This window comes from Leucobacter komagatae (assembly GCF_000834055.1).
Classification (GTDB): Bacteria; Actinomycetota; Actinomycetes; order Actinomycetales; family Microbacteriaceae; genus Leucobacter; species Leucobacter komagatae_A.
The window spans coordinates 1-21,203 of sequence record NZ_JXSQ01000036.1; the positions used below are offsets into that span (position 1 = coordinate 1).

The following is a 21,203-nucleotide window of genomic DNA, read 5'->3' on the forward strand; positions in this document are numbered from 1 at the left end:
TTGTCGCCTCGGCCCGCCCCAACCGACAACAACTGCCAACTCCGGAGGGGAGGAGAGGGAGGGAAGGGAGGGAAGGGAGGGAAGGGAGGAGAAGGGATGAGGGAGGAAGGGGGATGAGGGAGTGAGAGAGGGGGCAGCGAGCTTAGGATCCGGACAAGCTGCGAGTACCCTGCCGTTTCCGGACAGGCGGCGTGCTCCCGCCCCGTAGGCTCAGCCGTCGAGCCGAAGCGACAGGAGCACCCGCTTGAGCGTCGCGTCTTCCTCGGTAGCCATGTAGTTACGGGCCTCGTCCATTGTCGCGAATTGGCGTGGCGCGTCATACGCTGTCACTTTGAGCGTGTCAGCAAAGCTCACGAGTGCGTCCTCAGTCCGAACCATGTTGTAGAAGAAGCACTCGGTCGCGGGAAGTCCGTCTCTCACTGCGAGTGTTCCGTAGAGGCCGGGCCTCCCTGCATCCTCGAGGACTGTGAACGTGAAGCTCGGGGAAATCTCGGGCGCATAATCGCCGGTGTTAGCGACGTATCCCGGAATCTCGAACGGCGTGGTTTCCAGCTCAGTGACCGTGTGGCTCATCCCGGCGCAGCCACCGCCGAGACCCATAACCTTCCGGGCGTAGGTGAGCTGCTTGGTACCCGCTGAGTCGAGCAGGTCGAACTTCAAGAGCTCGTGCTCGGGCTCCGACTCTTCACTCTCGACGACGCTCCATCCCGGCGGGATCTCGAAGCTGCCTGGTGTGCGTGGATCGACGAATCGTTCCCACGCAGCTTCTGTCGGCGCGGGCTCCGGGGCAGGAGTGGTCGGCGCGGGCGCGGGCGTCGTTGGCGTCGGCGCAGGTTCGGCGGGCTCCTGCGCGCACCCCGCGAGTAGCCCACCGGCCACCACAATGGCCAGCGCAGCCAGTCCGGTTCGGCGACGATGTACAACAGCCCAGCGCTACTCATTGCTTCAGCATAGAGTGCGCCGGGGCTGTTGAGGCGATTCGGGCTAGAGGAAGGGAGGAAGGGGCCGCGGGCTAGGCCCCCGCGTTCACCGGCTGACGCACTCAGGGTGTGGAGAACTGCAGCGAGCTTAGGATCCGGACAAGCTGCGAGTACTCTGCCGTTTCCGCATATGCTTTCGCCTCGTCAACGGAGGGGAAAAACCACTCCGACTCGGACGGCTCGTAGGAGTCCACTTGCAGCTGGGTTGCGAACATCGCCAACCCTTGCTCCGGGTGCAAGAGGTTGTAGTACATGCAGGCATCGGTCGGGGTGTCGTCAGAAAGTGACAGCCCAGCTATAGCTCCACCCTCGACGGCGGAAACCCGGTAGACGACACGCGGCGGTACCAGCGGAGACATCGGCGCGGCATCTGCGACGTAGCCAGGCAGATCCACGCTGTGCGAGTCCACCTCCTCGATCGTAAGCACGGGTAGGTCGCCGCACGCGCCGCCGAGGCCTTGGACCCGACTCGAGAACGTCAGGAGCTGGTCGCCGTCGGGGTTCACGACACCAAATTGGAACGAACCGTAGGTTGGATCTCCGCCAAGGTCAGTCACCGTCCATCCCGGAGGGACCTCGAATGAGTGTGGCAGGCGGTCATCAGTGAATCGTTCCCACGCAGCTTCTGTCGGCGCGGGCTCCGGGGCAGGAGTGGTCGGCGCGGGCGCGGGCGTCGTCGGCGCAGGTTCGGCGGGCTCCTGCGCGCACCCCGCGAGTAGCCCACCGGCCACCACAATGGCCAGCGCAGCCAGTCCGGTTCGGCGACGATGTACAACAGCCCCAGCGCTACTCATTGCTTCAGCATAGAGTGCGCCGGGGCTGTTGAGGCGATTCGGGCTAGCGGTAGTTCACGAACTGCAGGGCCACATCGATATCAGCGCCCTTGAGGAGCGCCATCGTTGCCTGCAGGTCGTCGCGGCTCTTTGAGGAGACGCGGAGCTCGTCGCCCTGGATCTGTGACTTCACGCTCTTCGGGCCCTCATCACGGATGAGCTTATTGAGCTTCTTCGCGGTCGCCTGGTCGATGCCCTCTTTGAGCTTCGACTCGATGCGGTATTCCTTGCCGCTCGCGTAGGGCTCACCCGTGTCGAGCACCTTGAGCGACATGCCGCGCTTAATGATCTTCGACTGCAGCACGTCGAGCACGGCGTTCGCGCGCTCCTCGGTGTTCGCCTTGATGAGGATCGTCTCGCCGGAGTGCGACACGTCGGCACCGACGCCCTTGAAGTCGTAACGCTGCTCGACCTCCTTGCGGGCCTGGTTCACGGCGTTCTCGACCTCCATAGAGTCGATCTTGCTCACAACGTCAAATGAAGAATCAGCCATGCTCCAAGCGTAGACGAAAGGCGCCGCAATGCGTAGCGGGTGCGCGACGACAGCGCCGTCACGAAAAGTAATGAGTGGCATAAGGAAAGCAAAAGTATTGATAGGCTCGTTCTTTGTCGCTCGCCACACACCGGGGATGCGATTCACCCATTTGAAAGGATCCACATGTCGTCACCGACATCTCCACCCGCCGCGACAGCGCCTGACGCCGCGCCACCCGCAGCCAGCCGCTCACGCCGCCTGCCGAAGTGGATGACGTCGTTCGGCTGGCAGATCCTCGCCGCCCTCGTGCTCGGGCTCGCGCTCGGCGCGCTCGCGCTGAACCTTGGACCTGACGCAGAGGGCAACCCGAACGGGCTGCACGCCACGCTCAAGGTCATCGGCTCGAGCTACGTCACGCTGCTGCGCGCCGCAGTCGTCCCCCTCATCTTCACCGCGATCGTCTCGAGCATCGTCGGCCTGCGCAAGGTCACGAACGCAGCGCGCCTCGCTGGCCAGACGCTCCTCTGGTTCGCAATCACCGCGCTCATTGCGGTCGCGATTGGTATCGCCCTCGGCGTGATCCTCAAGCCGGGCGAGAGCGCCGCGGGCTCAAACCTCACCCCGTCTGACCCGTACACGGTCGGCACCTGGTGGAACTTCCTCACCGGACTCGTACCCCAGAACTTCCTTGGCCTCGGCGTCTCCGGCAGCGTGGACCTCGAGACCGGCTCGCTCAGCGCCGGCGCAAGCTTCAACGTGCTGCAGGTCATCGTCGTCTCGGCCGCGGTCGGCATCGCCGCGCTGAAGATCGGCAAGAAGGCCGAGCCGTTCATTCAGCTCACCGAGTCTGCGCTGACGATCATTCAGAAGGTGCTGTGGTGGATCATCCGCATCGCACCAATCGGCACACTCGGGCTCATCGGCAACGCAATCGTCGAGTACGGCTGGGATCAGATGGGCACGCTCACGCTGTTCGTCGCCGTCCTCTACCTCGGCCTCGCGATCGTGCTATTCGTCGTCTACCCCGTGCTCGTCAAGGCGCACGGCCTGTCGATCCGCCAGTACTTCTCGGGTGTCTGGCCCGCGGTACAGCTCGGCTTCGTGAGCCGCTCCTCGATCGGCACGCTCCCCCTCACCCAGCGCGTGACCGAGCGTAACCTCGGCGTTCCCCGCGGCTACGCCTCGTTCGCCGTGCCGCTCGGCGCGACAACCAAGATGGACGGCTGCGCCGCGATCTACCCGGCCGTCGCAGCGATCTTCATTGCGCAGTTCTTCGGCATCGAGCTGTCGCTCGTGCAGTACGTGCTCATCGCGCTCGTCTCCGTGCTCGGCTCGGCCGCGACCGCGGGCACGACCGGCGCAATCGTGATGCTCACGCTGACGCTGTCGACGCTCGGCCTGCCCCTCGAGGGCGTCGGCCTGCTGCTCGCAGTTGACCCGATCGTCGACATGGGCCGCACCGCGGTCAACGTCGCCGGCCAGGCGCTCGTACCCACGATCGTCGCGAAGCGCGAGGGGATCCTCGACGAGGAGCTCTACAACGCGCCACGCCAGGGCCTCGCGTTCGACAACACGGACACCGATGACGATGCACTCGATGAGCCGCTCAGTGAGCAGGCGCCCGCCGCGGGCGACCCCGCCCCAGCAGGAGGCGTTCGCTAGCACGCATTACCGACCGCCGCATAGCGGCACGCATCACACTGCTCGCCCCGGAGACCACGACCCTACGGTCGCCTCCGGGGCGAGCTTTGTGTTGAGTCGCCCGGGCGGGGCGGGCTTACGCTCAGCCCGGCACCTCGTCGCCACGCACGATCTTTCGCGGATCGAGCAGGTAGACGGCAAACAGCGCGATGACGATGCCGCCGACCGCGATGAGCCCACGTGCCTCCTGCAGAAAGAGCGTCACGAAGCCCAACCTCGGCACGTGAAAGACCATGCGGCGAATATCATCGGTGACGTACGGCTGGGGGTCATTCACCCGATTCGCGTCGCCCTTGAGTTCGAGGGCGGGGCGCCCGTCAACGGTAGCCAGTTCTACGACGCGGTGGGTCACAAGACCGAGGCCCCTTGGCCTCGGCACGGTGACGACATCACCCACCTCGACCTCCTCGTACGCCACCGGCTTGATGAGGGCAACGGAGCCGACGGGCAGCTCGGGCTCCATCGATCCAGAGATGACAACAACCGGGCGCAACCCGAACAGCATCGCCCCTGCGAACACCACAACGCTCACGACCCCGAGGGCCGCAGCAGCGGTGAGGATCGTCCCCCGAACTCCGGCAAGAACGCGCAGCCACGCAGGCCACGGGTGCGCCCCCGTCGGGGCTTCGCCCTCGTCGTCTGGGCCAGGGTTCGCCGCCATCCGCTCACTCACCACTCCCGTCATGGCCGCACGGACTCCGCGTCGAACCTCACCGCGAGGGCCGCCTGGCCGCCGTTGAGTTGCTCGACACCCGCTTCATCAAGATAGGCAATGGTCAGCTCGAGCCGCTCCTCGCTCCCCGCAGCGCCGGGAACATACGCGTCGCCCTGCACGAGTGGCGCGTCGCCACGAGCCAGGAGCTGCCCGAGGGAGCCTGTGGCGTCCTCCCAGGAAACGTTGGAGAAGACCTCAACCCCCGAAACCGTTGCCGTGAACCGCAGGTATGGGGTGATGTTGGGCATCCCAGGCGCAACGCTCCCGTCGCCGTTGCGGAGGACTAGCCGGAAGCTCGTCTCCGCATTGAGTTTCGGCGTGTTGTTGAACACGGGGATCTCTGTGGTGAGCGTGTGCCCTGGAACGAGCTCCTGAGCTCCTGGCACCACCCAGTCGAAGCCGTCAACGCCGTCAGCCTGCTCGACGGTGCCGTCTGCGACCACCACTCCGATGTCGAATCGGTCGGGCGAGCCGACACCATCTGCTCCGACGTTGAGATTTGCCTGATCGGTGAGCGTAGCAACCGTTGATGCGGTCACTGCCGCAGCGACGCCGAGCGCGGTGAGGCCGGCGACGGCCAAGAACCACGAATGTCGCGCAAACCGAAACTGCTGATTCTTTCTCATTGTGCAATCACTTCCAGGTCCCAGCTGATCTGCCGATTGGTCGAGGTGGTGCCGGTGGGCATTCCCAGCGCGCCCTGCGGGTTGTAGCCGCGCCCCCAGAACGTCCGGTCTCCCCGCTGCCAGATGTAATACCCCTGGCCAGATCCGTACTGCCGCACGTCGGTGTCGATGAGCGCCGGCCTCTGCGGGAACTTGCCGTAGTCGTCGCTTGCACCGTACCCCCACAGCTCGTTGTTGCCGTTGAGCATCGCCACCCCCGTGAAGCCGAACTGCATCGACTCGATGCCGCTCAGCGTCGGGATGATGGCCGGGGAAATGGGGGCGCCGCGGCCGGTTCGGCTCGCGGTGCTCCGCGACCAGCTCACGACCTGACCGTCAGACAGGATCGCCCCGCCCATGTTGATGCCGCCGTCAACAGCCACGATGTAGGGTTCCCCCTCCGCGACGTTTTGCTGCATCCAGGGTGCGAGCGCACCCAAGTAGGTTGCGGAGCTGCCAGTACCGTTGGTGTTTTTGGGGAGGCTACTTCCGCCGGCGCCACCCCAGAAGTAGACGTCGCCGTTCTCAAGGATCACGAAGAAGTTCGTGTACGCACCCTTGAGATAGACAGGCCTGTTCCCCGCTACCGCGGGGTCGGGTAGACCTCGGAGCTGTGCCGCCCCGTTGCCCGAGGTCCCGCCGTAGCCGACCGGGCTGCCCCAGTGCCACACCGTTCCGTCGTCGCGGATCCCGGCGCCTGCGTACTCCGTCGAGGAGATGGCGAGGATGCGATCGAGCAGCTCGCCGTTGCCGTTCCACGGCGTTCCGATGCGCACCTGCTTGGGGTTTCCCCCTGGCTTTGCGCCGTCGGTTCCATCTCGTTTGGCGTAGGTCCCCCACCCCCAGACCGTGCCGTCAGTGCTGAGTGAGTTCGCGTTGTAGATGCCGCCGGTGATGCCGACCGTTTCGTTTTCGGGAAGCGGGACGCGCTGGGGCCCGTTCCTGGTGCCAGCACCTGGAGCACCCCCGTTGATGCCCATGTCCGTTCTCCCCCACACGTATACGTTGCCGTCGTTGCCGAGCCCGATTCCGGTGTCGACCATGCGGGTGTTCTTCGAAAGGCCCGGCTGGAACGGCGGCGTAACATGTGCGGGAACCGCATCTGTTCTGGCGTGCGAGGTGTCTTTGTACGCGGCAGCGGTTGGGAGCGCGACGGCTACCCCCACGACTGCCGCGATCGCACCCATCGCCACGACCGAACGCCGTGCCCATCGGCCCGAGCGAGTCTGCGACTTCGTCATGAGGTTTTCTTCCTTCCGTGCGCCACTATCGCGATTCCGCTGACAATTCCGATTCCGCCGAGCAGCGCCCAGAACAGGACATCGGACCCGGTGTTCGGGATTGTCGGTGGGCGCTGTGGTTCGTCATCACCAAGCACGCGGAACTCGAACACCATCTGCCCCGAGGCAGCCTGGTACTCGTTGCCAGCGTCTCGCGGCATCGAAAGCGTGCCCGCGAGTTGATACTCGCCGCGGGCGGGGAGCGGTGGAACCAGGATTGCAGCGTCAATCGATTCTCCGGCCGGACCGGAATAGATGACGTCGCCTGTGCGTGGATCGGTGAGCTCGAGCTCGAGCGGGTGCGCCCCGCCGAACAGCCGGTCAGACGCGCCCGAGACGTGGAGGGTAAGCGGGTACTCGGTGTCGGTGAGGTTTGAGACCGACATGTCCCACTGCGCGGAATGGCCCGGTGCCGGCACCGCGATTGATACCCGCGCTGGCGTTGCCTCGATGAGTTCGTCCGCTGCTGTCACTGCGCTCGGCGTGAACACAATCACGCCCGCGAGCAGCGCGGTGAGCGCTGCCACTAGTCGCCGCTTCATCGGCTCTCTCCTTCCGCTTTCAGCCCGAGCTGGGTCGCTGTTCCGGCGACGGCGATACCCGCGCCGGGGGCGATCACTGCCTCGAGCCGAACGTCAACGGTGCCGCCCGGCTGCACGTCCGCCTCGGTGAGCTGTGCGGCGTTTACCTCAGCGGCCGTCGCGCCCGCGATCGCGGGGACGCTTGCGCCCTGGAGGTAGATGGTGAACAGGAGCTGGTCGAACAGGTCGTCTCCCGGTTGCGGGTCTGGGTCGAACACTTGGATCACGAGATCCCCAGTGATGCCGGGGTCTCTGTTCTCAAAGCGCGCCTCGAATGCAACCGGGTCAGTTTCGTTCAGCGCCTCGCCATCGGTGAGCGGCAACAGCACCGCGTCTGCCTCGAGTTCCGCGTCCTGGAGCTGGCCAGCGCCGTCTCGAACGGCGATGTCGAACAGCGTGGGATTTCCGATGCCACCGCCGCCAAGGTTGAGCGTTGCAGTGTCGGTGAAGGTGGCTGCGGTGATCCCCACGCCAGCGAAGAGGAGCACACCAGCCGTTGCCAGCAGTCGGCGGGTGCCAGCCCTGTGACTCTTGGGGGTTGGGTTGACCATCACAGCGTCACCGCCTCGAAGTGGAACTGCACGTCTGTTGTTGCGAGCTGCCAGCGATTGTCCGCCTCGGCCGACATCTCAATCGAGACGTCTAGGATTTTGACGGCGCCAGCGGCGAAGGGTTCGTCCCAGGCGTAGCTCGTGAGCAGGTCGGCTGGCACCCTGTCGAAGAGTGTCGTTGCGCCGTCTTTCACGGTGAAGATGAGCTGGTCGAAGAGCTCGACTCGATTGCCGGTGACTGGGTCGGTCTCGTCGCCCCGCGGAAGCGGATCAAGGATCGTCAGCTCGAGCCCGCCGCTGAGTTTGTGGCTCGCGTTTTTCACCGCGACCCTGCCGTCGAGGCGGGCACCTGGTGAGAGCAGCGGATCATCGCCAGCGAGCAGCGGGATCTCGTATGCGTCAGGGTTGCCCTGCCGCCAGTCAGCCTCGGACGGGACCCATGAACCGGTCGAGTCTGCGTAGATACCTGAGACGACGATGTCGAAACGGTTCTGGGAACCGTCCAAGTCGATTTCCACGGAGGCACTGTCGCTGAGTGCTGCGGTCGTCAGCGCAACTCCGCATGCGGCCAGTGCTCCGAAGGCCACGAACGTTCGCGCGCGCCCGGTGCGGGGAGGTTTCATGTGAATAAAGCCTTTTCTCAAACGTGACGGCTATGAGCAGGGGGTGGGGTCGACCCGACGAAAGCGCCCCCGAAAGGGAGAGGGCTCTCACGACTTCGCCGGGCCGACCTCACTGCAGTGCGGGGTGGCCCTCACGCGGGCCAGCAGCATCCGCCACCGCTGGTCTTGCTACGGTGTGATCGAGCTCGCGTCGAAGTGCGCCTGCACGTACGACACCTGAGCCTGCAATGCATTGTTCGCTGCCTCGCTGCCCTGGTCGGGGAGCGAAATGCTCAGCTTGAGCGTCCCCTCCTCGCCCGTCAGGTACTCTCCGAGGACGAGATCCGTCACGCTGGCCTGCGGGGCGTCGGTGATGAGTGCCGCGCCGTCGAGCTCGACGGTGTAACGCAGTGCGGCAGCGATCCCGGCGTCCGAGGTCTTGCCTGGGCGGTCCTGCAGATCGAACTGAATGTCGGCGGTCAGCCGCGGGCTTTCGTTGCGGAACGGGATCTCCACCGAGACGGTCTCGCCCGGTGTGATGCTGTCAGCCCCGGGAACATTGACGTTCACACCCTCAGGGGTGTTGGCCTCCTGCCACGTTCCGGGCACCGGGTTGCCTGCTGCATCGGTGCCAACGACTTGAATGTTGAATCGGTTATTGCCACCGATGCCAGAATCGTCAGTACCGTTTCCGAGGTTGAGGTTCGCGAAATCTGTGAACGCTGCAGCGGTAACGAGGGCGCCGATCGCGAGAGTCGCGCCGCCCGCGATGATCAGCCGCTTCGTCCCACGGGGCTTCGAAACCTGAGAACTCATTTCCATGAATCTTCCTTTACGCTGGATGTTGCACAGGCAAACCGGATAGGGATCCTCGCCTGCGATGTGAGTGTCGGGCATTTTGCCGACATTAGTTAAGAGTCACTTGTCGCCTTTTTGTCACAAGATTTCTCAATTAATCTCTTTCGTGAGCACCTCACCTTGCTTACGAAGCAGACTTACCGCTATGAGGGAGCAACACCGCACATGCCCGAGGTCAACAAACTCGCGTCGAGTCTCGCCGCCCAACACGACGACTTGCGCACTGAGCTCAAGGCATCACTCATGCGCCGCGGAGCGAGCGTTGAGGACGCCGAGGACATCGTCTCTGCGACGATCGCCACCGTGCTCAGCCTCCCCGATGAGCGCATCGGGGAGGTCGAAAATCTGCGGGCCTACCTGCACGCCGTGGCGCGGAACATGCATGCCAAACACGGAAGGGATCTCTCGCGCACTGAGCCGCGCGACCACGTGGATCTCGAGCGTGGCGTTGCTGAGCGCGGGTTCTCAAGCATCGAAGACGAGCAGACGCGCGGCCTGGTGGTTCGCGCGTTCAAGCAGCTGCCGGCGCGTGCACGCGAAGTGCTCTGGCAGGTCATTGTCGAAGAGCGCTCCAGTAGGGAGATCGCCAGCAGGTTGGGGATCACCGTCACGAGCGTCACGACGCAGACGCAGCGCGCAAAGGTTGCGCTTCGCCAGGCGTACGTCACTGAATTCATAGCGCTGACTCCGCCGCAGTGCGGGTTGAAGCCAGAGGTGCTTGCGCGCATCGTGACCGGCAAGGCGACCAAGCGCGACCGGGAGAAATACCTCGCGCACACGCGCTCGTGCGATTCGTGCCCCAAGCTCGCAGCTGCCGCTCGAGAGGAAGCGACGTGGGTGCACTCCCTCATTGCGCTGATCGGGCTCGGTGGCCTGGCCGGCGGCGCACTTGCTGGCACGGCGGACAAGCCCGTTTGGGCGGCCTCCGCCGTGACTGCGCGTCGCGTTTTTGGAGCGGCGAGCGTCGCCGTCTGTCTCGCCTGCGCCTTCTTTTGGCTTTTCGCCACGGTGACAGAGTCACCGCTCACCAGTGGCGAGGAGCTCGCGCTGTCGCTCACTGGCGTCGCCCCGCCCGGCGTCACAGCCGACGAAGAGGTTGACGCTCGCACGCTGCGCGTCACGGTAACGCCCGAGCGCCTTGCTCTGCCGATGCCGGCGGCCGGTGGCCAGGAGCATTGGGGAGTGGTGGCACGCAGCGATTCGTCGGTTGAGGGGCACCTGCTCGCGGCAGCCCGGCTGTCAACCGTGAGCTACGATTCGCAGCCAGCGCGGCTCGCGCTCACTGTCCGCCCCGCCGCCCGGCCGGCCCGCGCAGCGGCGAATGCCCCTGCGGTGTCGCCCGCCTGGCTGAGCGGAGCCGCGACCACCGCAGCGCAGTACCTGTATCTCGGCACGATCCAGCCGGGCGAGACGTTCGCGGCAGACGGCTCGATCCTGCGCAACGCCAACGACACTGATCCGACGGCGGCGGCCCGCACCGACGTCGAATTTCTGTTGGTAGATGCCGTACCGGACGGCACGCGAGTGGGTGACGAGCTTGCGAGGTTGCCCGAGGGGAGCGAGGCGCTCGCTGCGACCGGCGCAGACCGCCCGCAGGCGGCAGCGCCCCTCGGCGCGCTCCTGATTACGACCGGCGCCTTCCTGGTGCTCACTGCGACGTGCAGGGCCAACGCTGGTGGGCGACGGGCGGATCGCGCGATCCACGTCTCCCACGGCAGGACACGACCGGCCGCCAGCCACTAGGCTCCCAGTATGGAGTCGCCCGTACTGAGTTACCTCCGCGAGGTTCACGCCGAGCTTGCCCAGCTACACGATGGCGCGCCGTACAGCGTCGGCCCCGCAAGCGCCGAGGCGGACCCGGCTGACTTCGGTATCGCGCTCGCCACGGTCGACGGGCACATCTACGAGGTCGGCACGACACGAACCGACTTCTCTATTCAATCGATTTCGAAGCCGCTGAGTTACGGCCTCGCGATCGCGGATCTCGGTATGGCGGCCGTTGACGCGCACGTGGACGTTGAGCCCTCAGGTGATCCGTTCAATGAGATCTCGACAAGCCCAGAAACCGGGCGCCCAGCGAACGCGATGATCAACGCCGGGGCGATCGCCGTTGCCTCGCTGATTAAGGGCTCGGGTGGGCGTTCGCCGATCCAGCGCATCGAAAACACCTACTCAGAGTTTGCCGCTCGCCGGATCCGCAGCAACGGCCACGAATACCGGGCTGAGCGCGCACGCAGCGACCGCAATCACGGCCTCGCTTACCTCCTCAGCTCGGTTGGCATCATCGAGGGCGACCCGACGAAGGCACTCGAGACGTACCTGCGGCAGTGTGCGGTGCGGGTGGATTGCCGGGATCTCGCGATGATCGCGGCGACCCTCGCGGCTGGCGGCACGAATCCCGTCACTGGCACAGAGGTGCTGCCGTACGAGGCCGTTGAGCGGGTGCTTTCCGTGATGATGACCTCGGGAATGTACGACGACGCTGGCGATTGGGCGACGAACGTCGGGATGCCGGCAAAGTCGGGGGTCGGAGGCGGCATTATCGCGGTGCTCCCAGGCCAGGTCGGCCTTGCGGTCTACTCGCCCCCGCTGGACAAGCACGGCAACAGCGTGCGCGGTGCGGCAGCGTGTCGGCGGATCTCCTCAGACCTGCAGATGCACTTTGTGCGCGCGGCACGCGTTGGCCGGTCCGCAATTCGGTCGACGCACACCGTCGACCAGGAGCCCTCGAACATTCGGCGTACCGAAGAGGCGGCGAAGGTCCTCGAGGAGCACGGCAGGCGGGCACTCGTTCTCGACCTCACCGGCGACCTGTTTTTCGCCGGCACGGAAACGGTCGTGCGCGCGCTGAACTCCATTGACGATGAGATTGATTTCATCGTGCTCGACGTGCGCGACGTCGATGAGGTCGGTGAGGTTGGTACGCGGATGCTCGGTGCGGTGATCGACGACCTCGTTGCCTCGCGCCGGCGCATACTGCTCGTCGACCCCGAGGGCATGCTGGCCGGGGTGAACCAGGACAGCTACACCGTGTTTGACTCGCACGACCGGGCGATCGCGCACTGCGAGCGGCTGATCATCGAGCGCTACGGCACGCAGGCCTCGCTCCCGCAGTCCGTTCCCGTCGCGACGTCGCCCGTGCTTGCTCCGCTCAGTGCCGAAGACGCCGAGCGGCTCACCGCTCGCATGGTCCCGCGGCACTGCTCCGACGGTGAGGTGATTCGACGCGTCGGGCAGCGCTTCGGAGGCGTCTTCTTCATTGTTGCCGGGGCGATCAGCATCATTGCCTCGCACACCGACGGCACACGCTTCCGGCTGCGCACGCTTGGCGCTGGCATGAGCTTCGGTGAGCTCGCCCTCGGTGAGGACGATCGGCAGGAAACAACAGCGAAGGCTGAGGGTCCCGTCGAGCTGATGGTGCTCGACGCTGAGGCGATCGAGGAGCTTGAGCAGGAGGATCCCGCGCTCGCCGTGCAGCTGTGGCGGGCGCTGTCGCGGGATGCGTATCTCCGGGTGGATCGTCTGAGCCGCGCAAACGCTGCCCGCATCAGGGAGTAGCGACGGCGCGGCCTCCGGCGGCCGCGGCTTGCAGGAATGGCACCCCTAAATCTATGTGCCAGCACTCAGGAAGCTTCCCTCAAACTGAGCGTCAGCGGTGAAGTGAGCGGCAGTTGAGCGCGCGCATCGCCAGGCTCGACCCGGCCACTCGGCGGCACATCTGCGTTGCCAAGCTGCGCAAAGCCCACCGAGAATCGCAGCTCAGGGGCCCATTGTTGCGCCGCATCGACCGGCGAGCGGCTGCGGTTGCGGCCGCGAACGCGCACGGGACCACACCTTCCCTATCAACTACCTATGCCCTTTGCCCCGTCGTGCTGCGCTGCTAGCGTCGGAAGACCACAACGGAGGGAGCAGGCCATGGACACCCACGACACCCCACCAAAGAACAAACCGGACGAGGCAGTTGAGCCGAACGAGGAGCTCGAGCAGAACACCTCTGCCGAGACCAGCGATCGCGAAGCCGAGAGCGACCACCAGGAGCTCGACGACAACGAGGGCGCGGACGCCTTTGAAACACCCCACTCCGCCCGCCAGACCCGTCGCGCAAGCGCAACAGAACGGCAAGACGAGGAGATCATCACCCTCGATTCCCCTGACTGACCCTGCGGAGCTGTGCGCCGCCCGTGCGCGGCGGCCAGCGGCCGAGGTCGCACACGAATGGCGCACAGCCCGACTAGGGACCACGCCACACCAGCAGAAGGAGTGACCATGACAGACCACACCGCGCAGGAACCCGGCATGAACGGGGAGCAGTCAGAGCAGCTACCGTCGCTTGCCGACAGGCCGCTCGAAGAGATCGAGTCGGTCGCCGAGATACTCGTCGAAGTCCGGACCATCTCCTCCCAGCTCACGCCGGAAGAGGTGCGCACGGAGCTCCGCGCCAGGCTTGAGCGCGCGGGGATCCACCTGCCATCGAACGACCTCGACGAGCTTGTGACCCAGCTCGCCCCATCTCCTATCGGCGGCGAAAACCAACGCCCCTAGTCAGCTGCGTCTCGCGCCGCGACGCGCGAGACGAGGCGCTCCACGCGCTGCTCCCGCACACTGCTGCTCGGAGCCGTGAGGATGGGGTGCAGCAGGGTGTAGCGCTCTGACCGGTTCAGCGCGGCAAAGGCCTCACGCGCGGCCCCGTTCGCCGTCAGGGCGGCGCTGAGTTCGGCGGGGACCTCGGCGGTTGCTGCGCCAGCGTAAGCGCGCTCCCAGCGGCCGTCTTCGCGGGCCCGATCGATTTCTGCCTGCCCACGCGGGCGCATCCGTCCCGCAGCGACGAGCTCGTCCACGAGGCCAACGTTGCGCTGAGACCAGACTGACCGTGAGCGCCGCGGGGTGAAACGCTGCACAAAGGTGTGAGCGTCGAGCGCTCTACGCTGCCCGTCGATCCAGCCGCTACACAGCGCCTCGTCGAGGGCTTCCTGGTACGAGAGGCTCGTCGGCGAGGTCGTGCCGCGCTTCGCGAGCGTCAGCCATGTCCCATCAGCGGTGTCCTCATGCAGCAGCAGCCACGCCCGCCACGCCGCAACATCGGGCACCACCAGCGGAACCAGGGAACTTGAGTCTTTCATAAGCCACGCATTGCAGGTTCAGACGCTCTGAGCGTTCGGGAGATGGCCAAAGGCGAGCCGTCTAGCCTCCGCGAGCGTGCGCGGGTCGGCGAGGACCCGGAAGTGCCCCGCGGTCTGCACGCGCACGTTGCTCGCCCCCTCAAGCACGCTCCCCTCCGGAATATGCGGGTCGAAGGAGGGAAACACTGAAACGATCCGCTCGTTGACATCGAGGGATCGGGCGAGCGCAGTAAGAGTCTCGTTGCCAGGAGAAAAGGATCGTAGCGTGCTGTTGAGCATAAACCTCGCATAGCGCGACCCCGCGAACGGCGTCGCCGCCGCGAGCATTGCCCTGATCCGCGTCGCAGATTCGCCAAACGTCATGAGCTGCTTGCCGAGCAGGCCGCCCTTGCTGTGCGCGACGATCACGACGTCTCGCAGTCCGGCCTCAGCCAGGTAGTCGTCCACGATGCGGGCCCCGTCAACGACGGGAGCACGATTGTGGCCGAGGGACTCAACAATGTGCACCGGGTGTCCCCGCCCGTGCAGGTCACGGATGATGGGAAGCATGAAGCGCCAGTTTTCGTACACGCCAGGCAATATCAGCACTGGCCGTTCCGAACCGCTCGCAAACTCGCCTGGATCCTGCCTCGAGAGGAACGCGCGCGCCTGCCACAGGCCAGCGTAGGCATAGTCCGCCGCCCAGAAACCGGCCCGCCGGAGGTGACTCATCACGCCTGCCAACTCCGTCCGGTTCCGCTACAGCTCCCTGATCACCCGGGCCAGCTCAGCCGGCCCGGGTGGTACACGCAGTTTAGCTGCCGTGCCGCTGGCGTCCACGCAACGAACGCGCGGTCAGCGCTGCTGCACCTGCGAGCAGGGCGAGCACGCCGGCAGACAGCATGAAGGGGGCCGGGGTCGCACCGGACTGCGCCAGGCCATCCTGCGGCCCAGCACCCGGAGCAGGCGGTTGTCCGCCCTCACCATTGCCGTTTCCGTTTCCGTTTCCGTTTCCGTTGCCACCGGTCGACGTGGCGTCCTTGATCGTCACGGTGATCGTCTCCGGCGCGCCGATAAGCGCACCGTTCGTGGCGCTCGCGATATTGACGGTGAAGCTTCTGTTGCCCTGCTCACCATCGCGAGCAGTCGTCGGGATCACGAGGCTTGACTGTTGCTCGGCAGGAGCAAGCACGCCGGCAGCCGGGAACGTCACCGTTCCACCCTCGCCCGTGTAGTCGACTCCCGCGCTGGCCGTGCCATCCGTTGCGACAATCGCAACGTCTGCGCCGAGCTCAAACGCGAAGCCCTCGGCGCCGACGCGCGTTACCGGAATCACGGCGTCGTCGCCTTCGGTCACCACAATGTCGCTCGTGAGGTGCACACTGCCAGTGACGGCCTCGACGGCGCCAATGTCGCTGCCTGGCCCAGCCGGGCGTGCGACCCCGCGCTGATCCGCTGCCGCCGCACCGGTTGGCGCTGCGAGCGCAGCAGCGTGGAGCACCGAGCCGTCGCCTGGCAGCCGCGTTGGCGTCGGCCCGCCGTTGTCCGCAAGCGGTGTGAGAGCGATCTCCTCGGCAGTGGCGACCGTCGCTCCTCCCAACGCCGCGGATGCCGTCCGCGTGACAGTATCCGCGCTGACAACCGCCGGGTCGCACTCGCAATCGACCGCGAACGGATCTGTTGGGGTGTCAAAGACCGTTGCGGCAATCGACGCTGTGGTCTGCCCCTCAGCCAAGGAGAGCCCCACGCCACTCCCTACGAACGTATTGTGCTCAAGGCTCACGGAATTCTCGCCGAAGCCATTCCCGATCCGGAATGCCGAGTCGGGGCTATCTGCGAGGTCAAACGTGTTGTTTGTGAGCGTGATGCGTGCGGTGTCGACGTCCTCCAGGAGGACAGACTGACCTTCGCCAGGGCCACCCTTCGCGCCAGCGAAGGTGTTCGCGGTCAAGCTCATACTGTTCGGCGTCGCTTGCGATCCGTCGCCAAGCCGTTTCACCGTAATATCCGCTGCCCGAGCATCGGAGGAGTTCGCGCTGAAGAAGTTGCTGGTGAATGCCAGTTCGGCTCCGGCCTCGTGCCCCCACTCGTGCACCGTCACGCTCGAGTCGTCACGGCTCACGTTGTCGCGCACCGTGTTGTGCTCGAATCGGAAGGTTTTCGGCGTCAGCAGCGGGTCTGGCGCGTTCGTGTCAACGGCCTGCGAGAGCTCTGCTCCCAAGCTCAGGGCCGTATCTCGGCTCGACACGTTGCCGGAGAACTCGGTCCTCGCAACTGTTACCGCATTCGCCGTGCCCTCGATATCGAGCGGAGCCAGCCAGGTCTCGTTGTCGGCGAACACCGAGTCGGTAATGAGCACGCTCGCCGGATCTTCACGGGTAAAGCCAGCCTCGATTTGCAGCGCGCTGCTCCCCGAGTTGCCCGTCGCGGTGACGCCGCTGATGCGAGTGGACTGCACCCCGGTAACGTACAGGCCTGTCGTCTGGTTGTCGGAAATATCACTGTCGCTCAACAGCAAGGTTCCGGTGAGCCCGTCACCGAGCTCGCCGAAGACCTCAAGCGCCGTACCAAAGGTGGATCCAGTGAACGAGCTGTCCGAGACTCGCGTTACGCCCTGCGGCACGTTCACCGACACCGGAGCCTCGACAAACGTGGAGTCCGTGATCTGTACGCCAACCTGCTCCGCTCCCTCCGGTGCGGCAGCGAGGTCGATCACGGTCGAGTTGCCGGAGACATCAGCGAGTGTGAGGGTGGCCGAGCTGTGCAGGTCAACGGCGCCAATGCCGTCGAACGAAACATTTGAGACATCGATAGCGCCCGTCTCGAATGGCACTGCGGTGAAGTTGTTCCCGTTGCGAATGTTCAACCCCGAAAGCGTCACGCGGTCGTCGAGCGTTTCCGAATTGTAGGAGAACCCGAAACCGTTCAGGTCGAGCTGCGCTTGCGCCCCGCCCTCATTACGCAGCGTGAACGAGTTGATGCTCACCTCATCGTCGAGCAAGAGCTCGAGGTCGTCAGCCAGCGAGATCTCCCGATGCCATCCGCGATGACGACGACATAGTCTTTGCCCGGCCCGCCGCCAGCAACGTCAGCAGCGATCGCCTCGATCGCGCCGCGCAGCGTCCCCGGATCGGCCACGCCCTCCGCGTCGGTAGCTATCGTCACTTCGTAGCGCTGCTCGGCGGTATTTGCCGCCGTCGGGCTGGCCGCAATTGCTGCCATTACCAAACCCATCGTGAGCATTCCCGCGCAGAGAGATCGAGACCTGCGGGCGGGCTTCATGGGTGTTGGCGCGGTTGCGACGTCCCGGTGCTTCTCGTCCACGAATGAGTCCCCTTTGATTCACATGGCTAGCGAGAGAGGTCGACCCCCATCTTTAAGTATGAGTTTGCTATTGGCATGTGGCAAGGTATTTTTTACCCAGCCGGCACGCGCAGCGGCCGTGGTGCGTGCCACAGAGGCAGCGAGCAGGTGAGGCGCCACTCGGGCGCAGTTCCCGCGGATTACCCCAGGATCTTCCCCCAGATACAACAAAACCCCCGGTCTCCCGGGGGTGTTAGTTGCGGCTTGTAGTAGCTGAGGCGGGGCTCGATCCCGCGACCTCACGATTATGAGTCGTGCGCTCTAACCAGCTGAGCTACTCAGCCATATCCCCCGTAGGAGAAACAAGCCAGAGCCCCGACCGGGACTTGAACCCGGGACCCCTTCCTTACCATGGAAGTTGCCTTATCTCTCATCAGGAGTTTTGATTGACTGTGGTCTGCACGTTTTGCACATGACTCATGAGTAGTTTTAGCTGCTCCGCGTAGCCTGTGGGTCGCATCAATGAATCGATACCCGGGAGAGGTGTCCATGTCGTGTCCATCCGCCATAAAATAGACTCCTGAACGCGCGCCGTGCACCCCTGACACGGACGGCAGCGGCCACGCCGGAATAACCGCCGTCAAACGTCGAGGCCCGACTTAGAAGAAGCCAGTTCAAGCCTCGCTTCGTTCTTGATCGCTGGCTACACGACAATCCACGCAATTACGCTCAAGAACCAGACTGAAATGTCGGATGTGCCTTCTAAGCTCTCCGCATGGCAACTAGAAAACAGGATTCAGAGACTTGGGACGCAAGGCGTTTCGCCGAGGGAGCATCAAAAGCTCGTGAGACCGTCGAGCAAACGGCCTACTTTATCGTCAGCGCGAAGAAGCGCCCTGGCTGGGAGTCACACCGTCCGGGCGTCGAGCTTGTCTTCTACCTGGCACTCATCGACTACGAAACGAAGGCGCTGGTATATCGCCTTCTGGAATCCCCCGAGGACCGGTACGTCTGGGAGAAGTATCTCGCACTCCACCTTTACGAAGTACTAGAACGCGCGCCTCTTGCAATCAGTGAGGCTATCCGCGAGATGAGTAGACCTGGCAGCGCGTCCAAGGCTGACCCAGAACTCCATAAGGCTGCTGCCCGACAGTTCCGCGAGGATCTCCGCCCCATTCGTCAGGACACTGACTTCATGAAGGCGCTATCCCTCATCCGTAATGCCGTGGCGGCCCACCACGCCGACAAGAAGTCCGCCACGATGGACCCCAGCATCACCTGGATGCTGACGACAGCGACACAGCGGAACAACGGCGGAAGTCCGATGTCGAGCCAGATTCTGGAGTACTCCGTGCGAGCTGCGATGGCCGTTCAAGATTTCGCGCACGCATCGATACGCGGCGAGCAGACGACTTAAATCGTCCTCCAAAAGGGAACTGTGTTCTCCTGAGGCTGCTACATGCACGGAGGATCAATTCACCTAACTACTGCTTCTATCGTTCGTTCGGGCGTGACGCAAGGTGAGATGCCAACCCGGCTTACTACGCCAACAAGCGTCAGATCCAACTGCTCACTTCGGAACGACCTTAAGCCGCTAATTCCACGCAGTAGCCACGTTCAGCACGCTCAGAAAATCAGCAACGGTTCTACTTCACAAAGAAGGAGGAATACAGGAACGCAATCCCCTCGCTTCGAAAACCCAGTCCAGGAGAGGGACAAGGACTTCCGCAGGATTCGCATCACCAGGGAACGCGATGAAGGACCTAGCATTACGGACAGTGTGCATGTTTACAGTATTTGGATCAGCACCCCAACGTCCAGTCCGACGGTGAACACGAAGCGCCATCCTCGGTGACAAAGCTATGGTGAATCCCTCCGCCCGCGAGAACGGGACGTTGACTCCAAATTTTGCTCCCCAAACTTCCGATGAGCTGAGGGGCGTGCCGATAGCGCTGACACCGTGTTGAGCAGCAAACGCATCTGAGACGACAAGTTCGGGCTGTTCGAAACGCATCACGTCCCATCGCAGCGACAAGAGATAATGGACGAATGGTTCATAGCTGTCTGCTACGGGAACCGAATCGTTACGACCCGAACCCCCCACTTACCCATAAGGCTCCACGGTCCCGCTCGAAGAAGGCTGGTCTGCAGTTCAAACTGAGTATTTTTGAGTTCCTCTTCGTTTGGCGCCTCGCCCAGGAGGTGGGCCACTGAGCCAAGGAACGTCCTGCTCCGTGCTCTCTGGAGCGCGGCTAGCCAGGCAAGGGGCTCTTTCAATTCACGCGAAACCAAGGAAATGCTTTTGTCCTCATGAAGCTGTGTGATCGCTAAACTCGCAGCGCCCTCCAACTTGGCCATAGATGCTTCGAGCGTCGTCCAATCTTCACTGCCATCGGCCTTGGTCATACGATGTCCGCCATTGACATGGCCAACATTCTTGACCGATGCCTTGTATGGAAGATTTCTCTCCTGCTCGATTGACATCACCCATAGCTGTTCGTCGGAGGAAAATTTGTTAAGCAAAAACTGAGGAACAAAGTGATGCTTCTTCGGATGCTGGTTGCTCACAAAATTAAGAGTAGCTCCCCGCCAGCGGGCCTGATACGCACCAAGACGACCAGTCTTCTCAGCACGCACCAGACCCAATTGCCTACTTGGCTGCGATTCCTAGGCGTTGGTTCTGCGCGTCAAGCATTGCGATACCCGCAGCGCTTGCCTGGTCACCAACTAGGTGCACGTACTTCATCGTAGTCTCGACCCGAGCGTGCCCGGCCCAGCGCTGCATCAGCGGCACATTTACTCCCGCGGCCGCCCATGCAGTAATTCCACCATGCCTAAGCGAGTGAAGATTCTTGCCCTGCCCAGTTTCATCCCAGCACAGCCGCCACTTGAGTCGACTGCGCGTTAATGCAGGGAAGAGGCGCTCTCTTTTACCTCGGCCCTCCACCATCCGTTGCAAGATCGGCAGGATAGCGTTAGCGGTTGGTACCCAGCGTGTTTTGTTCGTCTTCGTGCGTTTGGGGACGGTCCTACCTTCTGACAGAGACCGTTGGACAAGCACGCGAGGCTGGCCATCGAGCATGAGATCACCGACTTCCAAGGCTCGGGCCTCTCCCCAACGGAGTGCGAGGAAGTAGATCACCAACGCAGTCTCCGCCATTTCCTGATCTTTCTGCTGCCAGATAAGGAACCGTTCGTGAATCTCCGTCCCCAGCCATGGGATTCTCGCTGGCGAGAGCTGAGCGCCCGGGATTGCTGCTCTTCGCGCCGGATTCCTTGTAATGATCTGGCGATTGTCCATCAGGTAGGTAAAGAATGCCGACAGCGTCGTGCGATATCGAATAATGCCTCCCTCCTTTCTGTTGTGCTCACGGGCGTCCTCCGCAAGCACCCTCTCCACATGGTGAGTCTTCACGTCCTTCAGACGGAGGTTTAGAAACCATGTCGGAACTCGTTTGAAAAGGTGCACGTCAGTTTCTCGCGTTGCTTCGGAAACCCGGTTCATGAGCACTCGGTACTCATGAAAATCAGACACATACTCGGACAACTTACGGCTTGCC

General features: G+C 63.8%; 22 protein-coding genes and 1 tRNA gene. 6 read left to right on the forward strand and 17 right to left on the reverse strand.

Going from position 1 to position 21,203, the window contains the following annotated elements; genetic code table 11:
- Window positions 1–210 precede the first annotated feature (210 nt).
- The 3 genes from SD72_RS15265 to SD72_RS15275 form a co-directional block, all read right to left on the reverse strand.
- The gene (locus tag SD72_RS15265) at window positions 211–882 is read right to left on the reverse strand and encodes a hypothetical protein (RefSeq protein WP_157000626.1); all 672 of its coding nucleotides are present in this window, start codon (window positions 880–882) and stop codon (window positions 211–213) included.
- A gap of 160 nt (window positions 883–1,042) precedes the next feature.
- Window positions 1,043–1,774, reverse strand: a complete 732-nt coding sequence (locus tag SD72_RS17825; protein ID WP_157000627.1) for a hypothetical protein — start codon at window positions 1,772–1,774, stop codon at window positions 1,043–1,045.
- Between the two features lie 43 nt (window positions 1,775–1,817).
- A complete protein-coding gene (locus SD72_RS15275; protein ID WP_042545354.1) occupies window positions 1,818–2,306 on the reverse strand; it encodes a YajQ family cyclic di-GMP-binding protein in 489 nt (162 codons plus the stop codon).
- A gap of 165 nt (window positions 2,307–2,471) precedes the next feature.
- Here SD72_RS15275 and SD72_RS15280 point away from each other — a divergent pair, with 165 nt between their 5' ends.
- Window positions 2,472–3,950: a dicarboxylate/amino acid:cation symporter gene (locus SD72_RS15280; RefSeq protein ID WP_084767271.1), complete on the forward strand. Its 1,479-nt coding sequence runs from the start codon at window positions 2,472–2,474 to the stop codon at window positions 3,948–3,950.
- Between the two features lie 121 nt (window positions 3,951–4,071).
- Here the strand turns inward: SD72_RS15280 and SD72_RS15285 are convergent, their stop codons facing one another.
- The 7 genes from SD72_RS15285 to SD72_RS15315 form a co-directional block, all read right to left on the reverse strand.
- Complete coding sequence (locus SD72_RS15285) at window positions 4,072–4,674, reverse strand: signal peptidase I (RefSeq protein WP_084767272.1); 603 nt, start codon at window positions 4,672–4,674, stop codon at window positions 4,072–4,074.
- Window positions 4,671–5,330, reverse strand: coding sequence for a hypothetical protein (locus SD72_RS15290; RefSeq protein WP_042545336.1), 660 nt, complete (start codon window positions 5,328–5,330; stop codon window positions 4,671–4,673). Before SD72_RS15290 ends, SD72_RS15285 begins: the two co-directional genes overlap by 4 nt.
- Window positions 5,327–6,610 (reverse strand): hypothetical protein, encoded by a 1,284-nt coding sequence (locus SD72_RS15295; RefSeq protein ID WP_042545337.1) that lies wholly within the window; start codon window positions 6,608–6,610, stop codon window positions 5,327–5,329. Before SD72_RS15295 ends, SD72_RS15290 begins: the two co-directional genes overlap by 4 nt.
- Window positions 6,607–7,191, reverse strand: a complete 585-nt coding sequence (locus SD72_RS15300) for an LPXTG cell wall anchor domain-containing protein (RefSeq protein ID WP_157000628.1) — start codon at window positions 7,189–7,191, stop codon at window positions 6,607–6,609. The genes SD72_RS15295 and SD72_RS15300 overlap by 4 nt, the downstream gene beginning before the upstream one ends.
- Window positions 7,188–7,781 carry a hypothetical protein gene (locus SD72_RS15305; protein ID WP_042545339.1) on the reverse strand — a complete coding sequence of 198 codons (594 nt, stop codon included), beginning with the start codon at window positions 7,779–7,781 and terminating at the stop codon, window positions 7,188–7,190. The genes SD72_RS15300 and SD72_RS15305 overlap by 4 nt, the downstream gene beginning before the upstream one ends.
- Window positions 7,781–8,299, reverse strand: a complete 519-nt coding sequence (locus SD72_RS15310; protein ID WP_157000629.1) for a hypothetical protein — start codon at window positions 8,297–8,299, stop codon at window positions 7,781–7,783. Before SD72_RS15310 ends, SD72_RS15305 begins: the two co-directional genes overlap by 1 nt.
- Before the next feature lie 273 nt (window positions 8,300–8,572).
- Window positions 8,573–9,199, reverse strand: a complete 627-nt coding sequence (locus tag SD72_RS15315; RefSeq protein WP_157000630.1) for a hypothetical protein — start codon at window positions 9,197–9,199, stop codon at window positions 8,573–8,575.
- A 207-nt stretch (window positions 9,200–9,406) separates the two neighbouring features.
- Here SD72_RS15315 and SD72_RS15320 point away from each other — a divergent pair, with 207 nt between their 5' ends.
- The 4 genes from SD72_RS15320 (at window position 9,407) to SD72_RS15340 (ending at window position 13,783) form a co-directional block, all read left to right on the forward strand.
- Window positions 9,407–10,984, forward strand: coding sequence for an RNA polymerase sigma factor (locus SD72_RS15320; protein ID WP_042545342.1), 1,578 nt, complete (start codon window positions 9,407–9,409; stop codon window positions 10,982–10,984).
- 9 nt (window positions 10,985–10,993) lie between these two features.
- Window positions 10,994–12,799, forward strand: a complete 1,806-nt coding sequence (glsA, locus tag SD72_RS15325; protein WP_042545343.1) for a glutaminase A — start codon at window positions 10,994–10,996, stop codon at window positions 12,797–12,799.
- Window positions 12,800–13,156: 357 nt separating this feature from the next.
- Window positions 13,157–13,399 carry a hypothetical protein gene (locus SD72_RS17160; protein ID WP_052492755.1) on the forward strand — a complete coding sequence of 81 codons (243 nt, stop codon included), beginning with the start codon at window positions 13,157–13,159 and terminating at the stop codon, window positions 13,397–13,399.
- A 108-nt stretch (window positions 13,400–13,507) separates the two neighbouring features.
- Window positions 13,508–13,783 carry a hypothetical protein gene (locus SD72_RS15340; RefSeq protein WP_042545346.1) on the forward strand — a complete coding sequence of 92 codons (276 nt, stop codon included), beginning with the start codon at window positions 13,508–13,510 and terminating at the stop codon, window positions 13,781–13,783.
- Here the strand turns inward: SD72_RS15340 and SD72_RS15345 are convergent.
- From SD72_RS15345 to SD72_RS15365, 5 genes are all read right to left on the reverse strand, one after another.
- Window positions 13,780–14,361, reverse strand: coding sequence for a YdeI/OmpD-associated family protein (locus SD72_RS15345; protein ID WP_042545347.1), 582 nt, complete (start codon window positions 14,359–14,361; stop codon window positions 13,780–13,782). The two genes, SD72_RS15340 and SD72_RS15345, sit on opposite strands and share 4 nt — an antisense overlap.
- 18 nt (window positions 14,362–14,379) lie before the next feature.
- On the reverse strand, window positions 14,380–15,072 hold the full coding sequence (locus tag SD72_RS15350) for an esterase/lipase family protein (RefSeq protein WP_198142007.1): 693 nt from the start codon (window positions 15,070–15,072) through the stop codon (window positions 14,380–14,382).
- Window positions 15,073–15,154: 82 nt separating this feature from the next.
- A complete protein-coding gene (locus SD72_RS15355; RefSeq protein ID WP_157000631.1) occupies window positions 15,155–17,326 on the reverse strand; it encodes a choice-of-anchor Q domain-containing protein in 2,172 nt (723 codons plus the stop codon).
- Window positions 17,323–17,562, reverse strand: coding sequence for a hypothetical protein (locus SD72_RS15360; RefSeq protein WP_042545350.1), 240 nt, complete (start codon window positions 17,560–17,562; stop codon window positions 17,323–17,325). Before SD72_RS15360 ends, SD72_RS15355 begins: the two co-directional genes overlap by 4 nt.
- A 351-nt stretch (window positions 17,563–17,913) precedes the next feature.
- Window positions 17,914–17,987, reverse strand: a tRNA-Met gene (locus tag SD72_RS15365).
- 431 nt (window positions 17,988–18,418) lie between these two features.
- On the opposite strand from SD72_RS15365, the gene SD72_RS15370 reads away from it, so the two are divergent.
- The gene (locus tag SD72_RS15370; RefSeq protein WP_042545351.1) at window positions 18,419–19,060 is read left to right on the forward strand and encodes a hypothetical protein; all 642 of its coding nucleotides are present in this window, start codon (window positions 18,419–18,421) and stop codon (window positions 19,058–19,060) included.
- A 650-nt stretch (window positions 19,061–19,710) separates the two neighbouring features.
- On the opposite strand, the gene SD72_RS17570 is transcribed toward SD72_RS15370, so the two are convergent.
- Window positions 19,711–20,211, reverse strand: coding sequence for a DUF4238 domain-containing protein (locus SD72_RS17570; RefSeq protein WP_198142008.1), 501 nt, complete (start codon window positions 20,209–20,211; stop codon window positions 19,711–19,713).
- Between the two features lie 82 nt (window positions 20,212–20,293).
- On the reverse strand, window positions 20,294–21,203 hold a 910-nt coding region (locus tag SD72_RS15380; protein ID WP_232299816.1), incomplete at its 5' end, for a tyrosine-type recombinase/integrase.

Bases quoted from the DNA above. Each gene is read 5' to 3' on its own strand.
- SD72_RS17825 (WP_157000627.1), bottom strand. From the start codon at position 1,774: ATGAGTAGCGCTGGGGCTGTTGTACATCGTCGCCGAACCGGACTGGCT.
- SD72_RS15275 (WP_042545354.1), bottom strand. From the start codon at position 2,306: ATGGCTGATTCTTCATTTGACGTTGTGAGCAAGATCGACTCTATGGAG.
- SD72_RS15280 (WP_084767271.1), top strand. From the start codon at position 2,472: ATGTCGTCACCGACATCTCCACCCGCCGCGACAGCGCCTGACGCCGCG.
- SD72_RS15285 (WP_084767272.1), bottom strand. From the start codon at position 4,674: ATGACGGGAGTGGTGAGTGAGCGGATGGCGGCGAACCCTGGCCCAGAC.
- SD72_RS15290 (WP_042545336.1), bottom strand. From the start codon at position 5,330: ATGAGAAAGAATCAGCAGTTTCGGTTTGCGCGACATTCGTGGTTCTTG.
- SD72_RS15295 (WP_042545337.1), bottom strand. From the start codon at position 6,610: ATGACGAAGTCGCAGACTCGCTCGGGCCGATGGGCACGGCGTTCGGTC.
- SD72_RS15300 (WP_157000628.1), bottom strand. From the start codon at position 7,191: ATGAAGCGGCGACTAGTGGCAGCGCTCACCGCGCTGCTCGCGGGCGTG.
- SD72_RS15305 (WP_042545339.1), bottom strand. From the start codon at position 7,781: ATGGTCAACCCAACCCCCAAGAGTCACAGGGCTGGCACCCGCCGACTG.
- SD72_RS15315 (WP_157000630.1), bottom strand. From the start codon at position 9,199: ATGAGTTCTCAGGTTTCGAAGCCCCGTGGGACGAAGCGGCTGATCATC.
- SD72_RS15320 (WP_042545342.1), top strand. From the start codon at position 9,407: ATGCCCGAGGTCAACAAACTCGCGTCGAGTCTCGCCGCCCAACACGAC.
- glsA (WP_042545343.1), top strand. From the start codon at position 10,994: ATGGAGTCGCCCGTACTGAGTTACCTCCGCGAGGTTCACGCCGAGCTT.
- SD72_RS17160 (WP_052492755.1), top strand. From the start codon at position 13,157: ATGGACACCCACGACACCCCACCAAAGAACAAACCGGACGAGGCAGTT.
- SD72_RS15340 (WP_042545346.1), top strand. From the start codon at position 13,508: ATGACAGACCACACCGCGCAGGAACCCGGCATGAACGGGGAGCAGTCA.
- SD72_RS15345 (WP_042545347.1), bottom strand. From the start codon at position 14,361: ATGAAAGACTCAAGTTCCCTGGTTCCGCTGGTGGTGCCCGATGTTGCG.
- SD72_RS15350 (WP_198142007.1), bottom strand. From the start codon at position 15,072: ATGAGTCACCTCCGGCGGGCCGGTTTCTGGGCGGCGGACTATGCCTAC.
- SD72_RS15360 (WP_042545350.1), bottom strand. From the start codon at position 17,562: ATGGCAGCAATTGCGGCCAGCCCGACGGCGGCAAATACCGCCGAGCAG.
- SD72_RS15370 (WP_042545351.1), top strand. From the start codon at position 18,419: ATGGCAACTAGAAAACAGGATTCAGAGACTTGGGACGCAAGGCGTTTC.